This is a genomic window from Rhodoferax antarcticus ANT.BR (assembly GCF_001938565.1).
In the GTDB taxonomy this organism is placed as follows: domain Bacteria; phylum Pseudomonadota; class Gammaproteobacteria; order Burkholderiales; family Burkholderiaceae_C; genus Rhodoferax; species Rhodoferax antarcticus.
This window is the reverse complement of sequence record NZ_MSYM01000018.1, coordinates 339,196-355,210: the sequence shown is the minus strand read 5'-3', so window position 1 is coordinate 355,210 and position 16,015 is coordinate 339,196. Positions and strand designations below refer to the sequence as shown.

Sequence of the window (16,015 nt, the reverse complement as noted above, 5' to 3'; positions counted from 1 at the left end):
TTCAACGAATCACGGCGTCTTGTGTTTTTCGGTCCGCCATGAATCCGGCGAGGTCAGAGCCTGCGGTATAGACCTGAATGTTGTTTACGGCTTCCAGAATGTGCCGCAAGTAGTCAGGAATGCGAAGCGGGTCTGCTCGGTTCATACGGCCACGGCCTCGCGCAGCACCTGCTCGCGAAAGCTGCCGGGTAAGCCGTTGGGGGTGAGCACATCCACATCCATACCAAGAAGCTGCTTCAACTCAAACCGGATGGCGCCAATATCCATGAGGGTGGTTTGCGCTGTGGGCTCTACCAACAGGTCCAGGTCGCTATCTGCGGTGTCGTCACCGCGCAGCGCAGAGCCAAACACCCGCACACCGGTGACGCGGTGGCGCAGCGCAATCTCGCGGATTTGCGTGCGGTGTAGCAATAGGGCTTCTGAGGGGCGCATGGGGCAAGTTTACCGCTGGCCACGGTTTATGTGTCAAATAGACCTCTAGCCCTCGCCGAATATGCGCAGGCAGCTACTACAAACGTAGCAGATCGTCAGCCGACCACAGCCACTGCCTGCCGCTTTAATTCATCCAGCGTCTTGCCATTGGCGGCCTTCCACTCCACCCAGCCGTTGGCAGAGCGGCCCATCAGCGCCATGGCGGCCTGGCTGGGGCTGGGGAAGAGGTGGTTGCGGGTGAAGACGTACAGGCCGTCTTGCGGGGCCATCACGCCATCGTTCACCAGCGACTCGCGAGTCTGCACGTTGGATGTGCCTTGAATGGAGGCTACGTTTTCAACGCGGCCTTTGGAGCCCTTGAGCACCACAAACCCTTCGGTGGTGTATTCGCCCACGCCATCGGCGCCAGAGCCTTTGCAATAGAACAGCTCTGCCTCGCCCTTGGCAGTGGGGGCGTTGGTCAGCGGTTCAAAAATGGGCTGGCCCAGCGTGGCCAGCAGGGTGGCGGTGGTCTCGTGGATCTCGTGGTGTGGGCTTGCAGCGGCGCGGGGGTGTTGGGCTGCGAGCCGGTGTTGCCGTTCTCCAGGCTGTAGCGCCCGGCCTTGGTGGCCTCTGCGATGGCGAACCACTCCAGAAACAGCGCGTGCGTTTGCGTCATGCTGTTGGTGAGGGAGATGACCACCAGAGCGCGGTCCCAGAAGTCTTTGTTCTGGTTGTTGCCTTGGTTGTGCTGCACCAGCCGGTTGCCCACGTTGCCGGACTGCCCGATGTAGGCGCGCGGCAGTCCGGCCTCGGACAATTCGCCCATCAAGAAATACACACCTACTTGCTGCGCCTCGGGCACCCGGGTTCGACAGCTATTTGCCCCCCGTCACCTCAATCCCCAGTGAAATCAACAGTTTTCTTCTCTAAAAATTCATTTGTGTAATGGCGCGATTAACGATTTATTTGTAAATTTGCTAGCCATGTCCTGTGATAGAGTAGTGGCGTGTTTATCAAAGTCACCCGCCGCGGTCCTAATCGCTACGTCCAGCTCGTCGAGGCGTACCGTGATGCATCCACCGGTAGACCCAAACAACGCACTATTGCATCGCTGGGTCGCATCGACCAGTTAAACACCGAGCTCAATTCCGTCATTGCCGGCTTGCAGCGTGTCACGGGGCAAACCCCTGCAGCGCTTGCACCGGCAACACCACCCGTTCTCAGCTTTGAGGCCGCCCGTGATTTTGGTGATGTCTACACACTCACCGAACTGTGGAACGCTTTGGGTTTTGATGGCCTGCGCGGTGTGTTTCACCACACCCGCCACCGCATTGACGTTGAAGCCCTGATCCGGGTCATGGTGTTCAACCGCCTGTGTGATCCTGACTCCAAGCTGGGCGTGCTGCGCTGGTTGGAAACGGTGGCTTTGCCGGGAACGTCACTGGAATCGATTGACCATCAGCACCTGCTGCGCGCCATGGATGCACTGGTCGATCACAAGGCAGAGGTTGATAACGTGATGGCCAGCTTGCTGCGCCCCCTGGTTGATCAAGACCTGGCCATGGTGTTTTATGACATGACGACCATTCGGGCTGCCGGTCTGTCTGAGCAGGAAGGGGACTTGCGCCACTATGGCATGGCCAAAGTAGGCGTGGTTGAGCGCCAGGTCATGCTCGGAGTCGTACAGACCTCAGAGGGTTTGCCTCTGTACCACGAGGTGTTTGACGGCAACACGGCGGAGGTGACCACGATCAAGGGTGTGATCGAGAAGATCGTGGCGCGCTTTCCCATCAAACGCGTCATTGCGGTGGCCGACCGGGGCTTGCTATCCACAGAGAACTTGGCTGATTTGCAGGAAATTGTTTTGCCTGGGGGCAACAAGCTCGAATTCATTCTGGCCGTACCGGGCAGGCGTTATGGGGACTTCGTTGAGCTGCTGGAGCCGTTTCATACAAAGCAGTGTTTACCCGCCAAAGAAGAAATTCTGGGTGAGGCCGCTTGGAACAAGCTGCGCTTGATCATTGCCCATGATCCACAGGTGTCGTTGGATGCGGGTGCCAAGCGTGACAAACGCATTAACGAGTTGAAAGCGCAAGCCGATCTGTGGGTGGGCAAGCTCAATGATCAGGATGCGGGTAAGAAAAAACCTGGTCGCAAGCTCTCTGATGGCGGGGCACGAGCCAAGTTTTACCGCGAGGTGTGCGAGGCCCATTTGGCGCGGATTGTGAAGGTGAACCTCAAGAGTGAGCTCTTCACCTACGACATTGATGAACGGGCTTTGAAGCACGCCAAGATGATGGACGGCAAGCTGCTGTTGGTGACCAATGCGCCAGACTTCACGCCCGAGGAGGTGATCAAGCGCTATAGGTCATTGGCTGACATTGAGCGCGGGTTTCGGGTGATGAAGTCTGAGATCGAGATTGGGCCGATTTACCACCGCCTGCCCGATCGGATTCACGCCCATGCGACCATTAGCTTTATGGCGCTGATTCTGTACCGGGTCATGCGCAGCCGTCTCAGAGACAGCAACACCAAGATATCACCAGAGCGCGCACTCGACAAGTTGCGCCGCATTCAGCATCAGGTGGTGAAGGTCAATGATTTGGAGCCCATTGCCGCGCTCTCAAGCATCAACCACGAACACGCGGAGATTTTGCAAGCACTGACGATCAAGAAACCGACCCTTCCCGCCCAGTTGACCCTTTTGTAGTGGCACACGCGCGGGGCGCACCTATATAAATCAACACGTTACAAATTTAACTGTCGAACTCGGGCGGGCATCTTGAGGAAGTCTGCCAGTTGGCTGCGCGGCACTTCAATGACGCGAACAATGCGCGTCGTGATCTCGGCCACGCGCATGCCGCGCGGGTCACCGGCGGGCAGGGAGATTTGGATGGTTTGGGGGCGCGGCATTGCAAGTGGCACTTGGGATTAGTCTATCGGATCCGACTAATCACGCAATTCGCCAACAGCTTGGAGAAATACTAGCAAACGATACCGTGAACTGGAATGCAGCTGTTCATCCTTAATAGATTCTTCCGCATCATCTCCCCACACGGGTTTAATTTTCGCAACTCCCGTCATTATTAGGTTTTTGGCTTCAATCTTCGTTAGACAAAGAAGTTGTCCTTCTTTGTCTCTACCAGTCGGCGAAACCCGAGATAATTCTCTAAAAATAGATTTGTACTCATCTAGGTTTAAATTTAGTCTAGCAAAGCCGAAAATAGAGAAGTTGGCGAAATTTTCTTCATAAAAAATTGATAGAACACGGAGAGCATTAATATGGATGGATATCTTCTGCCAATTTTTTTCAATTTCATTTGTGCTCGTGGCTCGCAGTGGGAATATCTCTTCGCAGAGGGCACGTCGAAACCAATGCCCCATTGAACTGTCGGAGTCAATGCCTTCGATGTCATCACTTGAAAGCTGCTCCTCGCCGGAAATGCTGATCTGATCTGGCGCGTAGTTAACATTTGGCTTGCGACGAATGCAAATAATGTGGCCATCAGTCAGTTGGACGAGATAGTGCAAACAGAGCGAATGCGGGATCTGATGATGTTCCGGTTGAATGGATCCAAGACTAAATCTGATTGATTTATCTTTTATATATTTTTGAAAACGTTGTATGGTGTAGTAATCTGTTTTGTGCACTCGAATGACTAAAATTTTCGATGCATCTAGATAATCAACCGGCGTTTCGATTAGTGAAAATTTTGTTCCGTTATTTCCGTCTGGTTTAGGTATATCTTTAATTAGCTGAATATCATGTTTTGTGTACGGTAAGCCAAAGTCGTGTAGAAGCCTTATTGAGTTTTTATCAAGACAGTCCCATCCGCTTACACCCAAGTCTGGGGAAATAATAGGATGTTTGGCAATTTCTATTATTGTTCCAATTACTTTATACTCAATTTCATTTTCATTGGAGATTTTTAAAAATAAATTGGTGTCAGAATTCGGTTTTGAATAAATTGAAATGCCTAATTTCTCTATTTTTTTATTGGCGTTCCACGCACTACGAAGCATCCATAGCCCCATGCACACGAGTAGCGATATCAAGGTAGTTCCTGCATACGCAACTGCGAGAACAATTTCATCTGCCTGAATAACTTTATGGAGTACCCAGCTCGCTGTTAGTTCTGGTTTCTCTTGTTTGTATGTTTCATAGAAATGACCAAAAGTAAACGTAAACGCTGTAGCTAGACCCACAAGCATATATCTGAGTAAATGCTTCTCAGTGGCAAGTTTTTTTTGATTGAAGAGCCAGCGGACAGTCCTGCTAACGTGAAGACGAGTTTGCTTCAATTGGTGGTTCAGACGAAGCATGTGTGTACTTTGTAAATCGCTTGAGTATTTTGGGGCATCGCAATTGTTTTGTCGGACTCACTTCCCCCACGAATCCTTCAACCCCACCGCCAAGTTAAACACCGGCTTACTCCCCTGCACGTGGTCCACCCGATCCGCCACAAAGTACCCATGCCTTTCAAACTGAAACTGCTGGCCCGGTGTCGCATTCGCCAGTGACGGCACAGCAATCGCCGTCACCACTTTCAAGCTCTTCGGGTTCAAGCTCTCAATGAAATCTTTGCCGCCCGCATCCGGCTGGGCGTCCAAAAACAATCGGTCATACATGCGCATTTCGGCTTGCACGCCGTTGGCCACGCCCACCCAGGTGATGGCGGCTTTCACCTTCACCGTCTCGCTGCCGGGGGTGCCGCTCTTGGTGTCGGGCACAACGGTGGCATGCGCTGGCGGCATGGTGAAGGTGCGGACATTGTTTTCGTTCCAGACAGTGTGCATTTGATGATTTCTAGTTAAAACGGGCTGTAGCCCCCGTGGAATATGCGCAAGCAGCTACGCAAAACGAAGCATTTTGGCGTGAGCTGAATTGAGCCGCCTTCCGCTTAGCTGATGTTGGTACGCCAGTCTTGCGGTACCTCGCGCACTATCGACTTACAGTTCACGCCGCCAGCAATTCCCCAAACGGCAGTTTGGACAGTGACGGATTATTCAGATCTGCTCGCACGCTGGCGTGCTGAACATCGATTCCTACCAAAGCGCCGTTAGCATCGAAATCGAGCACTACGCCGTCTTTCACTTCATCCGAGTCCACCGCGGCGCGGTCGGCCAAGTGGATATAAAGCGAATCTGTCGCCTTGTCGTATGAAATTTTCATGGTGAGAACCTCCGGTCTGGAAATGCATTGTGCATGACGTTACTTCCCCCAGCTATTCTTCAACCCCACCGCCAAGTTAAACACCGGCTTACTCCCTTGCACGTGATCCACTCGATCCGCCACAAAGTACCCATGCCGCTCAAACTGAAACTGCTGGCCCGGCGCAGCAGAAGCCAATGACGGCTCCACAAACGCCGTCAACACTTTCGAGTGGTTGGATTTCTGTGCGGCAGGTTGCAGCATCAGGCGACTTTCTTCAAAGAAAGCTTCACCGTGTAGCCCAGTTGCGCGGCTACGTTGACCAGTGCGTCCAGAGTGAATTTGTGCGTGCGGCCCTTGATCAGGTCACTCATGCGGGGCTGGGTGATTCCGGTGCGCTGTGCGGCCTCGGCTTGTGTGATGCCGAGTTTGTCAATCACCTTACGGATATGCACCACCAAGTCCGCCCGCAGCAGCAGGTTTTGCGCCTGTGCCTCGGGGAAGCCGAGGTCGAGAAAAACGTTATCGCTACCGACAACGACATTCAGGTTCTTGGTCATGATTTTCTCTCCTTGCGCTCAATCAACATGGCGGCGTATCGGCTCTTGGCAACATCCAGGTCAGCTTGCGTAGTCTTTGGCGTTTTCTTGCCGAAAGAGTGCAGTACATAAACTGAACCCGAAAACTTGGCCACGTAAATCACCCGGTACTGATTGCCTGACCGCACTCTGATCTCATAGGCACCAGAGCCTACCGTAGGCGTAGGCTTGAAGTCACTTGGCATCAAACCGCTTTGCACCATGCGTTGCTCTTGACCAATCAAGGCGCGCGCATCGTCTGGAAACTCGCGAACCGTATTGAGCGAGGTCCCCAGCCACTGGATACGCTTCATATTATCAATACTGATAAGTTTTCAAGTTGAATTTTGAGGCCAAAAAATCAATTTCCCCAACTATCCTTCAACCCCACTGCCAAATCAAACACCGGTTTACTGCCTTGCACGTGATCCACCCGATCCGCAACAAAGTACCCATACCGTTCAAACTGAAACTTCTGACCCGGTGTCGCATTCGCCAATGACGGCTCCACAATCGCCGTCACCACTTTCAAGCTGTTCGGATTCAAGCTCTCGATAAAGTCCTTGCCACCCGCATCCGGCTGGGCGTCCAAAAACAGGCGGTCGTACATGCGGACTTCGGCGCTTACGCCGTTGGCCACGCCCACCCAGGTGATGGCGGCTTTCACTTTCACGCTGTCGCTGCCGGGGGTGCCGCTTTTGGTGTCGGGCACCACGGTGGCCAGTACTTCGGTGATGAACCGATAGGACATCCAAACCGCATGAGGCCAAGTTTCGCACCCCAAACCGGCCTGAAAAACGGGTTTTCCCTGAGATTACAGTCTGAATCCCCCAGAATTTGCGCCACAGCATCGCGAACCACGCGCTAGGCTGCCGTCGGACACAACCCTACCCCGGCGCAGTCGTCGCGACCCAATTCGAGTTCACCAAGCAGTGCGCTGATCGTCGGGGTACTCGGGCGGTGTATGTTTGCCAGATACCAGTCTGGCGCAGCCTCAACACCCTCGCCCGTTTCCTGCGCACCTTCACCTTCCCACAGCGGTGGCCCGCGTGCCGGGGCGATGCGTGTGGCTTGCGTCTCGACCCCGATGTACTCCAGTATCTTGTGAATATCGGCGCTGAAGGTGATGAAAGCGAAGTTTCAGCGAAGACTAACTTGTGCTTAAGTTCAGACTTCTTGATGCGTATAGGCACAGTTTGCTTTTTTCAGGAATAGGACTGGCACTTGTAGGAGCGGCGGCAGCCGCGAATTCGGGCTTGCCAGCCCTCCCACAAAGTCACAACCAGGCTTTCACCATGCCAAATGGATTCCGTGCGCATCAGGAAGTCTGAAGTTATGTAGCAGCTAAGGCGATGAGGCGCATCTGGCCTCCGCAGTGCGGGCAGATCAGCGGGAATACCTCGTCGATACGGGCGATCAGCGCGGCCCACAGATAGTGCGATGGTGGGCGAGGTGGGCGAGGTGGTGTGGGTTTTCCGTCATTGCGAGGCCGAAGGCCGTGGCAATCCATGAGCCCGCAAGTTCTGGTTTGCCGCGTCGCTGCCCGCCACGTCGCTACGCTCCTCGCGGCTAAAGGCTTTTGCCTCGCAATGACGGCAGCTTTTGGCGCGGCCAGGTGCGCTGCGGCCTCGGCCATTCGGCGGGTGTTGCACGAGGGGCAGACCCCGTGGCCTTTGCAGAAGAAGGCGACCAGGAAGTCGACACCGCAGTCGTCACACCGGACTCGCGCAAAGCCGTGGGCAAAGATGCCGCTACCGAAACGATCTGTCGGAACGCCTGGGCAGGAGATCGAGGCCAACCGCTTGGCATGCCGCAAAGTTAACCGTCACCGCCGCATCGAATTTGAAGAGCTACGCCGCTACCAGGCCGCGCAGCAGCAGCAATTGGAACTGTCTCTCCAAGACCTGACCAAGTTGTCTGAAGAACTGGGGCTGGAGCTGTAAGTGGCAGACCAACCCCACGCGATCGGCGCAAGAGTTGATCACGGCATTTGAGATACGGGGACTGCCGATGACGGCGGACATGCTGCGCGAAGCGATAACGCTCATTTGATTTCGCGACGAATCTGGCGCTAGCCCAGGTGGAATGTGCGGTAGCAGCTATTAATACTAGAGCATATCTACTGACTCTGCGGTGAATAACCATCCTATTCACCGCACTTAATGCGGTGAATAAAACGCATAATCGCCGCATGCTTTCCCACAAACCCCAACCCCGCCGCACCTACCTCTGGCAGCGCACCGACTGGCCGCAGTGGCGGTTTGACGCGGCTGTGCTGGCCGCGCCGCTGGCGCAGGTGCACCGCGCGCAGGGGCAGTTAATGGGCCGCATGGCCGAGCAGGGGCTGGCGCAGCGCGACCAGGCCACACTGCAAGCCCTGACGCAAGAAGTCATCACCACCAGCGCCATCGAAGGCGAAGCGCTTAACCTGAGCGCCGTGCGATCATCCATCGCACGCAAGCTGGGTGTGGACATTGGCGAGAAACAGGAAGATTTGGCTCCGGCGGACCGCAATGTAGAAGGCGTTGTGGACATGGTGCTAGACGCCACCCAGCGCCACGCCCAGCCGCTGACACCTGAGCGCCTGTTTGGCTGGCATGCGGCGCTGTTCCCCACCGGCTACAGCGGGCGCGGGCGCATACAGGTGGGCACTTGGCGCAACGACACGGCTGGCCCCATGCAAGTGGTGTCTGGCCCCGTGGGCAAAGAGAAGGTGCACTTTGTGGCACCACCCGCCTCCGCACTACCCACAGAGACTGCCGCCTTCTTGCAATGGTTTAACGCCGCCCCAGTCATTCCAACAAGCGACCCTCTCATCCACGCCGCTCTGGCCCACCTGTGGCTCGTCACCCTGCACCCGTTCGACGACGGCAACGGCCGCATCAGCCGCGCCGTGGGCGACATGGCGCTGGCCCGCGCGGAAGGGCTGAGCGCCGCCGGGCCGCCCCAAGGCGCGAGCACCCCCCAGGGGGGCAGCGACCCGCGGAGCGGCGGAGCGCGGGGGCACAAAGCTAACCAGCGCTTCTACAGCCTCAGCGCCCAGATACAGCGCGAACGCAAACAGTATTACGACCAGCTAGAAGCCACCCAGCGCGGCACGCTGGACGTGACGCCGTGGCTCGGCTGGTTCTTGGCCTGCCTGCTGCGCGCCGTGCAGGGCGCCGATGGGTTACTGGCGGGCGTGTTGGACAAAGCACAGTTCTGGCAGCGCTGGGCGGGCACGCCCATGAACGCTCGGCAGACGCTGGTGTTGAATCGCGTGCTGGACGGCATGGAGGGCAAGTTGACCAATGCCAAGTGGGCTGCGATTGGCAAATGCTCTGCGGACACGGCGCTGCGCGATATCAACGACCTGCTGGCGCGTGGGGTGTTGCGCAAGCTGGAGGGCGGCGGGCGCAGTACCGGGTATTTGTTGGTCAAATAGGACTGTAGCGCTCGTCTAGCCTGCACAAGAAGCTATTATTATGATAGCACACACACCCCATTTTGTCCGTAATTAGCCGAACTGTTTCTCATGAAAGTTTGCATTGGACGGATTTATATTTTGAATCGGTCGATATTTAGGTTTTAATTGGACGCAGTTCTTTGCCATAGATTTTTGCGCATGACCCCCGAACCAAGCCCTTCACCCAACGGCACCATTGCCCGCCACGCGCAGAGCCGAATCACTACCGCTTTGCAAGATACACGCGTGGTGCTGGTGGTTGGCCCACGGCAAGCGGGTAAGACCACGCTGGCCCGGCTTTACGCCAATAGCGAACGCCCCTACCTCACGCTGGATGACCCCGCCACGCTGGCAGCCGCACGGGCAGACCCGGCGGGCTTTGTGCGCGGTCTGAAAAGCGCGGTGATCGATGAGGTGCAACGCGCCCCCGACCTGTTGTTGGCCATCAAAGAAAGTGTGGACAAAGACCAAGCCCCTGGCCGCTTTCTGCTCACGGGCTCCACCAACCTGATGGCACTGCCTATCGTTGCCGACTCATTGGCAGGCAGACTGGCGGTGATCACCTTGCTGCCTTTTGCCCAAGCCGAGCTGGCAGGTGCGCCGGGGGATTTGCTGGACCGCCTGTTCGACGGCGATGCACTGCCCCCAGCGGTGAACCCGGTGGTGGGCGATGCCCTGATGGAACGTGTGCTCCGCGGAGGCTACCCCGAAGCGCTGCGGCGCACCAGCGCCAGCCGCCGACAGGCGTGGCTGGAGGACTATGTGGCGCTCATCCTGGACCGCAATGTGCGCGACATTGCCAACATCGACCAGCTGGACCGCATGCCCCGCCTGCTTGATGTGTTGGCCGCCCACGCCGGGCAGTTGGTCAACCACAGCAGCTATGGCGCGGCGCTGGGCCTGACCGCGCCCACGGCGCAAAAGTATGTGGGCATATTGGAGCGTTTGTTTTTATTGCGCCAAATACCCCCGTGGTCGCACAACGCCGTGAGCCGCCTCACCAAAACACCTAAGCTGCATTTTCTGGACACCGGCTTGCTGGCTGCCCTGCGCGGAGACACCGCCGCCCAGTTGCAGAAAGACCGTACCAGTTATGGCCCGCTGCTCGAGAGTTTTGTGGAGTCAGAAGTGCTCAAACTCGCCACCTGGTCAGACCAACGGCTGCGCATCTCCCACTTTCGTACCAAAGACCAAGACGAGGTGGACTTAGTTCTAGAAGACCGGCGCGGGCGGGTCATTGGCATTGAAGTCAAAGCCTCGGCCACCGTGCGCCCACAAGACCTGCGCGGCCTGCGCCAACTGCAAGCCGCCGTGGGCGACAAGTTCGTCCACGGCCTGGTATTGCACGACCACGACCGCATCACCCCGTTTGACGAGAAACTGCACGCGGCGCCGGTGTCCATGTTGTGGGAGGCGGGGGTGGGGGCGCCGAAGCGCGAAAAGCAAGTCGCTGCGTAGCCTGATTTGGACACCACAAATGCCTTTCAGGAAACTCTGCTTACTTGCAAATTCGTAAACCATAGATTACATTTCAACCATGCTCCCAATCCTCCGCACAGCCGATTTCGACACATGGCTGGCGTGATGAACCCCACCGCCGCCGCACAACTTGGCATCAAACCCTTTGAAGCCGCCGACTATCTGCAATCTGACGAAGACTGCGCGCAGTACCTCCAGGCCTGCATGGACGAAGCCCCAGAAGACGCCGCCTTGTTCACCAAAGCCGTTGGCGACATTGCACGGGCGCGCGGCATGATGCAGCTGGCCCGCGACACCGGCATCACCCGAGAAGGGCTCCTCAAGTTCGACACTGTTTTTCCGAATTCCTGGTTTTCCCGCCCTGGCTTACCAATGAATTCAACCACTTACGTTGATTTTCTGGTTGAAAGCAAAAAGTGCATGTAGTGGCACGTTTCATTTGGTGGGTAGTTTCGTTTTTTCTGACTTGCGCTACACTCAGCGCCATGTTCATCAAAGTCACCCAGTCTGGCGGTCGCCGCTACGCCCAGTTGGTGGAGTCCTTTCGCAATGATGAAGGCAAACCCCGCCAGCGCACCGTCTGCACCCTGGGTCGTCTGGAGTCCGGCGGCGACGTTGACACCCTGATTGCCTCCTTGCAACGCGCCCGAGGTATTGCCCCTGCTGCGTCTGCACTTGATGACCTGCGCTTTACTGACAGTCGCCATGCTGGTGACATCTGGGCCTTGTCTGAACTCTGGCGAACCTTGGGCTTTGATGATTTGGCGACTTCTTGGCGGCGCTCCAAAACAGAGATTGATGTTCTGACCTGTTTGCGCCTGATGGTCTTCAACCGCCTGTGTGACCCTGGCAGCAAACTCGGTGTGCTGCGCTGGCTGCAAACCGTGGCTTTGCCCGCAGGCTCTGGCATCGTCACTGAGCATCAGCACCTGTTGCGCGCCATGGATGTACTCGATGAGCACAGCGACAAACTCAAGCTCCGACTGGCCACGCTCATGCGTCCGCTGATTGACCAAGACCTCTCGGTGGTGTTTTATGACCTCACCACGGTTGCGGTCACCGGACAGACGGATTTGCAAGACGATGTGCGCGCTTACGGCTTGGCCAAGTCGGGCCTGATTGAGCGCCAGTTCATGTTGTCCTTGGTGCAAACCTGCGAGGGCCTGCCCATCGCGCATGAAGTACATCCCGGTAACACGGCAGAGGCCAAAACCCTGCTGCCCATGATTCGGGGGTTGTTGGTGCGTTACCCGCTCAAGCGTGTGGTGCTGATTGCCGATCGGGGGCTGCTCAGCACGGCCAACATTGAAGAGTTGGACAAGTTGCAGGCCCAGTTGAAAAAGGATGGCCGTGATGTCGCCGTTGAGTACATCCTGGCGGTGCCGGCGGCGCGTTATGGTGACTTTGCAGATGATCTGCAAAAACTGCATAAGGGCCAGGATGCCACCCAAGAATGGTGCGGTGAAACAAAATGGAGCGATAGCCGTCTGGTGGTCGCACACGACCCGGTGGCTGCCAACCGGCGCACCACGGCGCGTGACAACACGATGGCAGAGTTGCTCAAATTGGGCCAGCAGTGCAGTGTCAAACTCGATGCGCAAGACGAGAGTCAACGCGCGGGTCAAAAGAACAAAAGCAAAGGCCGCCCGATGTCGGATTCGGGGACCAAAGCACGCTTCTACCATGCAGTCAAAGACGCGCATATGGCGCATTTGATCAAGGTGGATTTGAAGGCCGACCTGTTCAGCTATTCAATTGATGAGGATAAGAAGCGCTACCTGGAACTACTCGATGGCAAGTTGCTGCTGGTGACCAACACCAATGCACCAGCGGCTGAGGTGGTGCAGCGTTACAAGAGTCTGGCCGATATTGAACGGGGATTTCGGGTGCTCAAATCTGACATCGAGATTGGCCCGGTGTACCACCGGCTGCCTCAGCGCATTCGCGCGCATGCACTGATTTGCTTCATGGCGCTAGTGCTGTACCGGGTGATGCGCATGCGCCTGAAAGCTGCGAAGCGATCCGAGTCGCCCAGCACGCTGCTGGAGAGCCTCAAGCGCATTCATCAGCAGACCGTGCAGAGCGGCGATGGCAAAACGCTGGCGGGTTTAACTGAGATCACACCGGCTCAGAAGTCGCTGTTTACCGCACTGGATTTGACACCGCCAACCCCGTCTGACTTGGCTAAGCCTGTTTTGTAGTCTACGCTTTGAAGTCCGTTTCTAATGAAATCAATCACTTGCGTGCAGGAAGTGTCGAACTTGGGGGGCTCTACAAAGCCCTCGGCGAACAAGGCAACCCCAGCTTTGCGACGGTTATCAAAGTCATGCACGCGCTGGGCTTGCAGTTCAACGTGGGGGCTCGGCCGGTTCAGGGTTGAGTGCCAAATAAGGCTTTAGCCCTCGTGGAATGTGCGCAAGCAGCTATCAAATTCGCAGCAAATCGCCAGTCAAACGTCATCCCAAACCGCCTGCGATTCCACCACCTCATTCAATCGTTGGGCGTTAAACCCTTGCGGGTAAAGGCTTTGCGGCTCGGCTCTGTCTCCGGGCGCACTTTGCGAAAACAGCCCTTCCGGGTCGTGCAGCAAATGGCGGTTATCGTTTAGCGCAATCAGCAGTTCTTCTAAAGACACTTTCAGAAAACCGCCAAACCGCTGATGGTCGCATTCGATGCTGGTGTCCACAATCCAGCCGCATACCGTAATGGCCGATGCCCCAGTCTCCAGCCCAAGGCGTTTCGCCAATTCGGGTTGATCTATCAAGGCCTGCTGCACGGCCGCTACCTTGCGCTGCAGTTGCCGCCCCGCATTGCGCAGCGTGGTGGTTTCGTGCTGCCAGGCGTCTTGCTGGGAGCGGCGCAGGTAGGTGGACTTCACCTCCAGCACCAGCACCGTGCCATCGCGTGCGCAAATCACGTCCACTTCACCGGCATTGCCGTCTGGCGCCACGGGCGGGCTCCAGTTCAACACCACTTTGAAACCCCGCTTCTCCAGCTTGGCACCCAGCTGTGTTTCTATGCGCTGAGTCTCGGCGCGTGCCTCATTGCGCCGCGCACCCAAGCGCCGCAGGTTGTTGATGGCCGCCGTGCTGTTGTTTTGCAGGCTCACCATCCAAGGCAATTGCACCAACGTCTGGCCCATTTTCAGAATCGGGCGCTCCAGCAATTCAGGCGTCTGACCTGGCGCATCGCCCTGCAATTGGGCCGCCAGCTTGCTCCAGTCGCTGGTCCAAAAATCAACAATCGCCGCAGCATAGCGCGGGTTACCTTTTGGAAACTCTGGCGTGACCGTCCAGCCAACCATGTTGGAAACCTTGGAATCGCGGCTTGACCAAGTCAGTGGGAAGCGAATTTGGTTGCCATCCCTCAAGCCGTTCATCGCCATCACGCTCAGTGCCATAGCCCAGTTGCCCGTGGTGCGCAGATGCTGCATATAGGCTTCCAGAAAATCCCGCTGAAAATGCACATTCATCAACTCCAGCGACAGCAGCGCCTGAAACAGCGGCACGGTGTCGCCCGCGTCGGTGGTGACCGTATCGCTCACGCCATACACCTCGGTCAACTGCAACTGCGTGCGCAGCGCCTTGATGTAGGCCACCTGGTTGAGTGCGTGGTTGGCAGTGCTGCCAATCTGCCGCGTTGCCATGCCGGAATCCACAAACGCGTCCACGGCACGGTAGTGCCAGTAGTTGTGCAGCGCGGCCAGCTTGCGGCCATTGCGGTGCCAGGCGGCGCAGGATGCAACATCCAGCACGTTGATCTCAAGCCGCTCCCCCAAACGCACAAATTCAATACTGTGGTCGTAGCTGAAGGCGTTGGCGGACTGGGCCACAAAGCTATTCAACTCCATCTGCGCCGCCAACAGGTTGGCAAACGCCTCGCGCAAGTCGCGGCGGGCGGGTTGCCCAGCGGGCGATGGGAACAGGAAGGGTGACAAGTGCTTGGCGAGTGACTGGCCGATGACGGACTCGGTAAGCCGCGTCGCTTCGTCGGTGCAGGCTGACAGCTTCCAGAGCAGGATATCGTTGACCGCATCCCAATCCGCCCCGTCATTCGCATCGTCAGATTGGGCTGCTGCCCCAAACCTTTTGGGTATCCAATGTTCAAACGCGTGAAGGCTGGCATAGATCAGCAGCTCAAGAGGCGACAACTCCGCTAGTTGGCTTTGCCACATGAAGACGGCGCTTGTCCGCTGCCGATGTGCCAGATCAAAAATATCCAGCACTTTACACAACTCCGCAATAAGCGGGTTGTCCGCCGCAAGCAGGTCCAACTCAGTGCGCCTGGGCGAATGCTGGGTGAGCACCAGGCCAGAACAGCGCACTGCGCAGATCAACACTTCGGGGGCAACGCTAGCCACGTTGGCCAGCATTTTCATGTTGGACACGCGCTCTTGCCCCAAGTATTGCGCCAGCGCAAGCATCATCGTCTGCGACTGCCATGCAGCCGCTGGCAGATTGCTCAGGTAGCTGCTGGACCAGAAGGCGGCCTGGCGCTGTGCTCTAGTGACTTTGTGCTGACCTTGATGTACAGGCTTGCCATCAAGGTAAGCCGTCGCTGTGTGTTCTGCGGCCGCAACCAGATCCGCATCAATTTGCATACGACGATGAAAGCGTGCTTCGTAGTAATTGGTATTCAACTGAGACAACTTTCGAATTTTGCACTGCCTCTACATGGCCTAGTTCTGGCAGCGCTGGGCTGGTACCCCCATGCATGCGCCGCAGACCCTGGTGCTGAACCGGGTGTTGGACGGCATGGCGGGCAAGCGAACCAACGCCAAGTGGGCGGCTATTGGTAGTTGCTCGGCGGACACGTCGCTGCGCAATATCAACGACCTGCTGGCGCGCCGGGCGCTGCGCAAGCTGGCGGGAGGGGGGCGGTGTACAGGGTAATTGTTGGTCAAATAGGCCTCTAGCTTACGTGCAAGATGCGCAAGCAGCTATCAAA

At 56.8% G+C, this 16,015-nt stretch carries 18 protein-coding genes and 4 pseudogenes; 8 read left to right on the top strand and 14 right to left on the bottom strand.

Going from position 1 to position 16,015, the window contains the following annotated elements:
* Position 1: 1 nt before the first annotated feature.
* The 4 genes from BLL52_RS21615 to BLL52_RS17840 form a co-directional block, all read right to left on the bottom strand.
* A complete protein-coding gene (locus BLL52_RS21615; protein WP_241839258.1) occupies positions 2-145 on the bottom strand; it encodes a ribonuclease HepT family protein in 144 nt (47 codons plus the stop codon).
* Complete coding sequence (locus BLL52_RS17850; RefSeq protein ID WP_075587969.1) at positions 142-432, bottom strand: nucleotidyltransferase family protein; 291 nt, start codon at positions 430-432, stop codon at positions 142-144. Before BLL52_RS17850 ends, BLL52_RS21615 begins: the two co-directional genes overlap by 4 nt.
* Positions 433-527: 95 nt before the next feature.
* Complete coding sequence (locus BLL52_RS17845) at positions 528-827, bottom strand: DUF4357 domain-containing protein (RefSeq protein ID WP_075587968.1); 300 nt, start codon at positions 825-827, stop codon at positions 528-530.
* A 65-nt stretch (positions 828-892) separates the two neighbouring features.
* Positions 893-1,240, bottom strand: coding sequence for a GIY-YIG nuclease family protein (locus BLL52_RS17840; protein WP_076072206.1), 348 nt, complete (start codon positions 1,238-1,240; stop codon positions 893-895).
* A gap of 180 nt (positions 1,241-1,420) precedes the next feature.
* Between BLL52_RS17840 and BLL52_RS17835 the strand changes: the two genes are divergently transcribed.
* Entirely contained in the window at positions 1,421-3,124 is a 1,704-nt protein-coding gene (locus tag BLL52_RS17835; protein ID WP_075587966.1) for an IS1634 family transposase, read from the top strand.
* 38 nt (positions 3,125-3,162) lie between these two features.
* Here BLL52_RS17835 and BLL52_RS20490 read toward each other — a convergent pair whose 3' ends face one another.
* The 9 genes and pseudogenes from BLL52_RS20490 to BLL52_RS20485 form a co-directional block, all read right to left on the bottom strand.
* Positions 3,163-3,327, bottom strand: coding sequence for a hypothetical protein (locus BLL52_RS20490; protein ID WP_241839256.1), 165 nt, complete (start codon positions 3,325-3,327; stop codon positions 3,163-3,165).
* Positions 3,328-3,363: 36 nt separating this feature from the next.
* Entirely contained in the window at positions 3,364-4,737 is a 1,374-nt protein-coding gene (locus BLL52_RS17830; protein WP_075587965.1) for a hypothetical protein, read from the bottom strand.
* Between the two features lie 57 nt (positions 4,738-4,794).
* A pseudogene (locus BLL52_RS17825) lies at positions 4,795-5,154 on the bottom strand (glutamine--tRNA ligase); the annotation flags it as partial.
* Positions 5,155-5,371: 217 nt separating this feature from the next.
* Entirely contained in the window at positions 5,372-5,587 is a 216-nt protein-coding gene (locus BLL52_RS17820) for a DUF2283 domain-containing protein (RefSeq protein ID WP_075587964.1), read from the bottom strand.
* Between the two features lie 39 nt (positions 5,588-5,626).
* Positions 5,627-5,794, bottom strand: a pseudogene (locus BLL52_RS17815) (hypothetical protein); the annotation flags it as partial.
* A 35-nt stretch (positions 5,795-5,829) separates the two neighbouring features.
* Entirely contained in the window at positions 5,830-6,126 is a 297-nt protein-coding gene (locus BLL52_RS17810) for a helix-turn-helix domain-containing protein (RefSeq protein WP_075587963.1), read from the bottom strand.
* Complete coding sequence (locus BLL52_RS17805; RefSeq protein WP_075587962.1) at positions 6,123-6,458, bottom strand: type II toxin-antitoxin system RelE/ParE family toxin; 336 nt, start codon at positions 6,456-6,458, stop codon at positions 6,123-6,125. Before BLL52_RS17805 ends, BLL52_RS17810 begins: the two co-directional genes overlap by 4 nt.
* 47 nt (positions 6,459-6,505) lie before the next feature.
* A pseudogene (locus BLL52_RS17800) lies at positions 6,506-6,880 on the bottom strand (glutamine--tRNA ligase); the annotation flags it as partial.
* An 876-nt stretch (positions 6,881-7,756) separates the two neighbouring features.
* Positions 7,757-7,894 (bottom strand): annotated as a pseudogene (locus BLL52_RS20485) (transposase zinc-binding domain-containing protein); the annotation flags it as partial.
* Between BLL52_RS20485 and BLL52_RS17785 the strand changes: the two are divergent.
* From BLL52_RS17785 to BLL52_RS21610, 6 genes are all read left to right on the top strand, one after another.
* A complete protein-coding gene (locus BLL52_RS17785) occupies positions 7,890-8,087 on the top strand; it encodes a hypothetical protein (RefSeq protein WP_241839274.1) in 198 nt (65 codons plus the stop codon). The pseudogene BLL52_RS20485 and the gene BLL52_RS17785 sit on opposite strands and share 5 nt — an antisense overlap.
* 248 nt (positions 8,088-8,335) lie before the next feature.
* A complete protein-coding gene (locus BLL52_RS17780) occupies positions 8,336-9,568 on the top strand; it encodes a Fic family protein (RefSeq protein ID WP_075587959.1) in 1,233 nt (410 codons plus the stop codon).
* A 180-nt stretch (positions 9,569-9,748) separates the two neighbouring features.
* Positions 9,749-11,047, top strand: a complete 1,299-nt coding sequence (locus BLL52_RS17775; protein ID WP_075587958.1) for an ATP-binding protein — start codon at positions 9,749-9,751, stop codon at positions 11,045-11,047.
* Between the two features lie 114 nt (positions 11,048-11,161).
* The gene (locus BLL52_RS17770) at positions 11,162-11,494 is read left to right on the top strand and encodes an addiction module antidote protein (RefSeq protein ID WP_241839255.1); all 333 of its coding nucleotides are present in this window, start codon (positions 11,162-11,164) and stop codon (positions 11,492-11,494) included.
* A 59-nt stretch (positions 11,495-11,553) separates the two neighbouring features.
* Positions 11,554-13,269, top strand: coding sequence for an IS1634 family transposase (locus tag BLL52_RS17765; protein WP_075585441.1), 1,716 nt, complete (start codon positions 11,554-11,556; stop codon positions 13,267-13,269).
* Positions 13,270-13,277: 8 nt separating this feature from the next.
* Positions 13,278-13,448 (top strand): helix-turn-helix domain-containing transcriptional regulator, encoded by a 171-nt coding sequence (locus tag BLL52_RS21610; RefSeq protein WP_420852635.1) that lies wholly within the window; start codon positions 13,278-13,280, stop codon positions 13,446-13,448.
* A gap of 69 nt (positions 13,449-13,517) precedes the next feature.
* Here BLL52_RS21610 and BLL52_RS17760 read toward each other — a convergent pair whose 3' ends face one another.
* Positions 13,518-15,668: a nuclease-related domain-containing protein gene (locus BLL52_RS17760; protein WP_083634040.1), complete on the bottom strand. Its 2,151-nt coding sequence runs from the start codon at positions 15,666-15,668 to the stop codon at positions 13,518-13,520.
* 109 nt (positions 15,669-15,777) lie between these two features.
* Here BLL52_RS17760 and BLL52_RS17755 point away from each other — a divergent pair, with 109 nt between their 5' ends.
* Positions 15,778-15,960 (top strand): hypothetical protein, encoded by a 183-nt coding sequence (locus BLL52_RS17755; RefSeq protein ID WP_075587957.1) that lies wholly within the window; start codon positions 15,778-15,780, stop codon positions 15,958-15,960.
* The last annotated feature ends 55 nt before the right edge of the window (positions 15,961-16,015 follow it).

What these genes read in the sequence shown, in the direction of transcription:
- BLL52_RS17850 (WP_075587969.1), bottom strand. Translation starts at nt 432, where the DNA reads ATGCGCCCCTCAGAAGCCCTATTGCTACACCGCACGCAAATCCGCGAG.
- BLL52_RS21615 (WP_241839258.1), bottom strand. Translation starts at nt 145, where the DNA reads ATGAACCGAGCAGACCCGCTTCGCATTCCTGACTACTTGCGGCACATT.
- BLL52_RS17840 (WP_076072206.1), bottom strand. Translation starts at nt 1,240, where the DNA reads ATGGGCGAATTGTCCGAGGCCGGACTGCCGCGCGCCTACATCGGGCAG.
- BLL52_RS17785 (WP_241839274.1), top strand. Translation starts at nt 7,890, where the DNA reads ATGCCGCTACCGAAACGATCTGTCGGAACGCCTGGGCAGGAGATCGAG.
- BLL52_RS20490 (WP_241839256.1), bottom strand. Translation starts at nt 3,327, where the DNA reads ATGCCGCGCCCCCAAACCATCCAAATCTCCCTGCCCGCCGGTGACCCG.
- BLL52_RS17805 (WP_075587962.1), bottom strand. Translation starts at nt 6,458, where the DNA reads ATGAAGCGTATCCAGTGGCTGGGGACCTCGCTCAATACGGTTCGCGAG.
- BLL52_RS17755 (WP_075587957.1), top strand. Translation starts at nt 15,778, where the DNA reads ATGCATGCGCCGCAGACCCTGGTGCTGAACCGGGTGTTGGACGGCATG.
- BLL52_RS17775 (WP_075587958.1), top strand. Translation starts at nt 9,749, where the DNA reads ATGACCCCCGAACCAAGCCCTTCACCCAACGGCACCATTGCCCGCCAC.
- BLL52_RS17780 (WP_075587959.1), top strand. Translation starts at nt 8,336, where the DNA reads ATGCTTTCCCACAAACCCCAACCCCGCCGCACCTACCTCTGGCAGCGC.
- BLL52_RS17830 (WP_075587965.1), bottom strand. Translation starts at nt 4,737, where the DNA reads ATGCTTCGTCTGAACCACCAATTGAAGCAAACTCGTCTTCACGTTAGC.
- BLL52_RS17820 (WP_075587964.1), bottom strand. Translation starts at nt 5,587, where the DNA reads ATGAAAATTTCATACGACAAGGCGACAGATTCGCTTTATATCCACTTG.
- BLL52_RS17810 (WP_075587963.1), bottom strand. Translation starts at nt 6,126, where the DNA reads ATGACCAAGAACCTGAATGTCGTTGTCGGTAGCGATAACGTTTTTCTC.
- BLL52_RS17765 (WP_075585441.1), top strand. Translation starts at nt 11,554, where the DNA reads ATGTTCATCAAAGTCACCCAGTCTGGCGGTCGCCGCTACGCCCAGTTG.
- BLL52_RS17770 (WP_241839255.1), top strand. Translation starts at nt 11,162, where the DNA reads ATGGCTGGCGTGATGAACCCCACCGCCGCCGCACAACTTGGCATCAAA.
- BLL52_RS17760 (WP_083634040.1), bottom strand. Translation starts at nt 15,668, where the DNA reads ATGCAAATTGATGCGGATCTGGTTGCGGCCGCAGAACACACAGCGACG.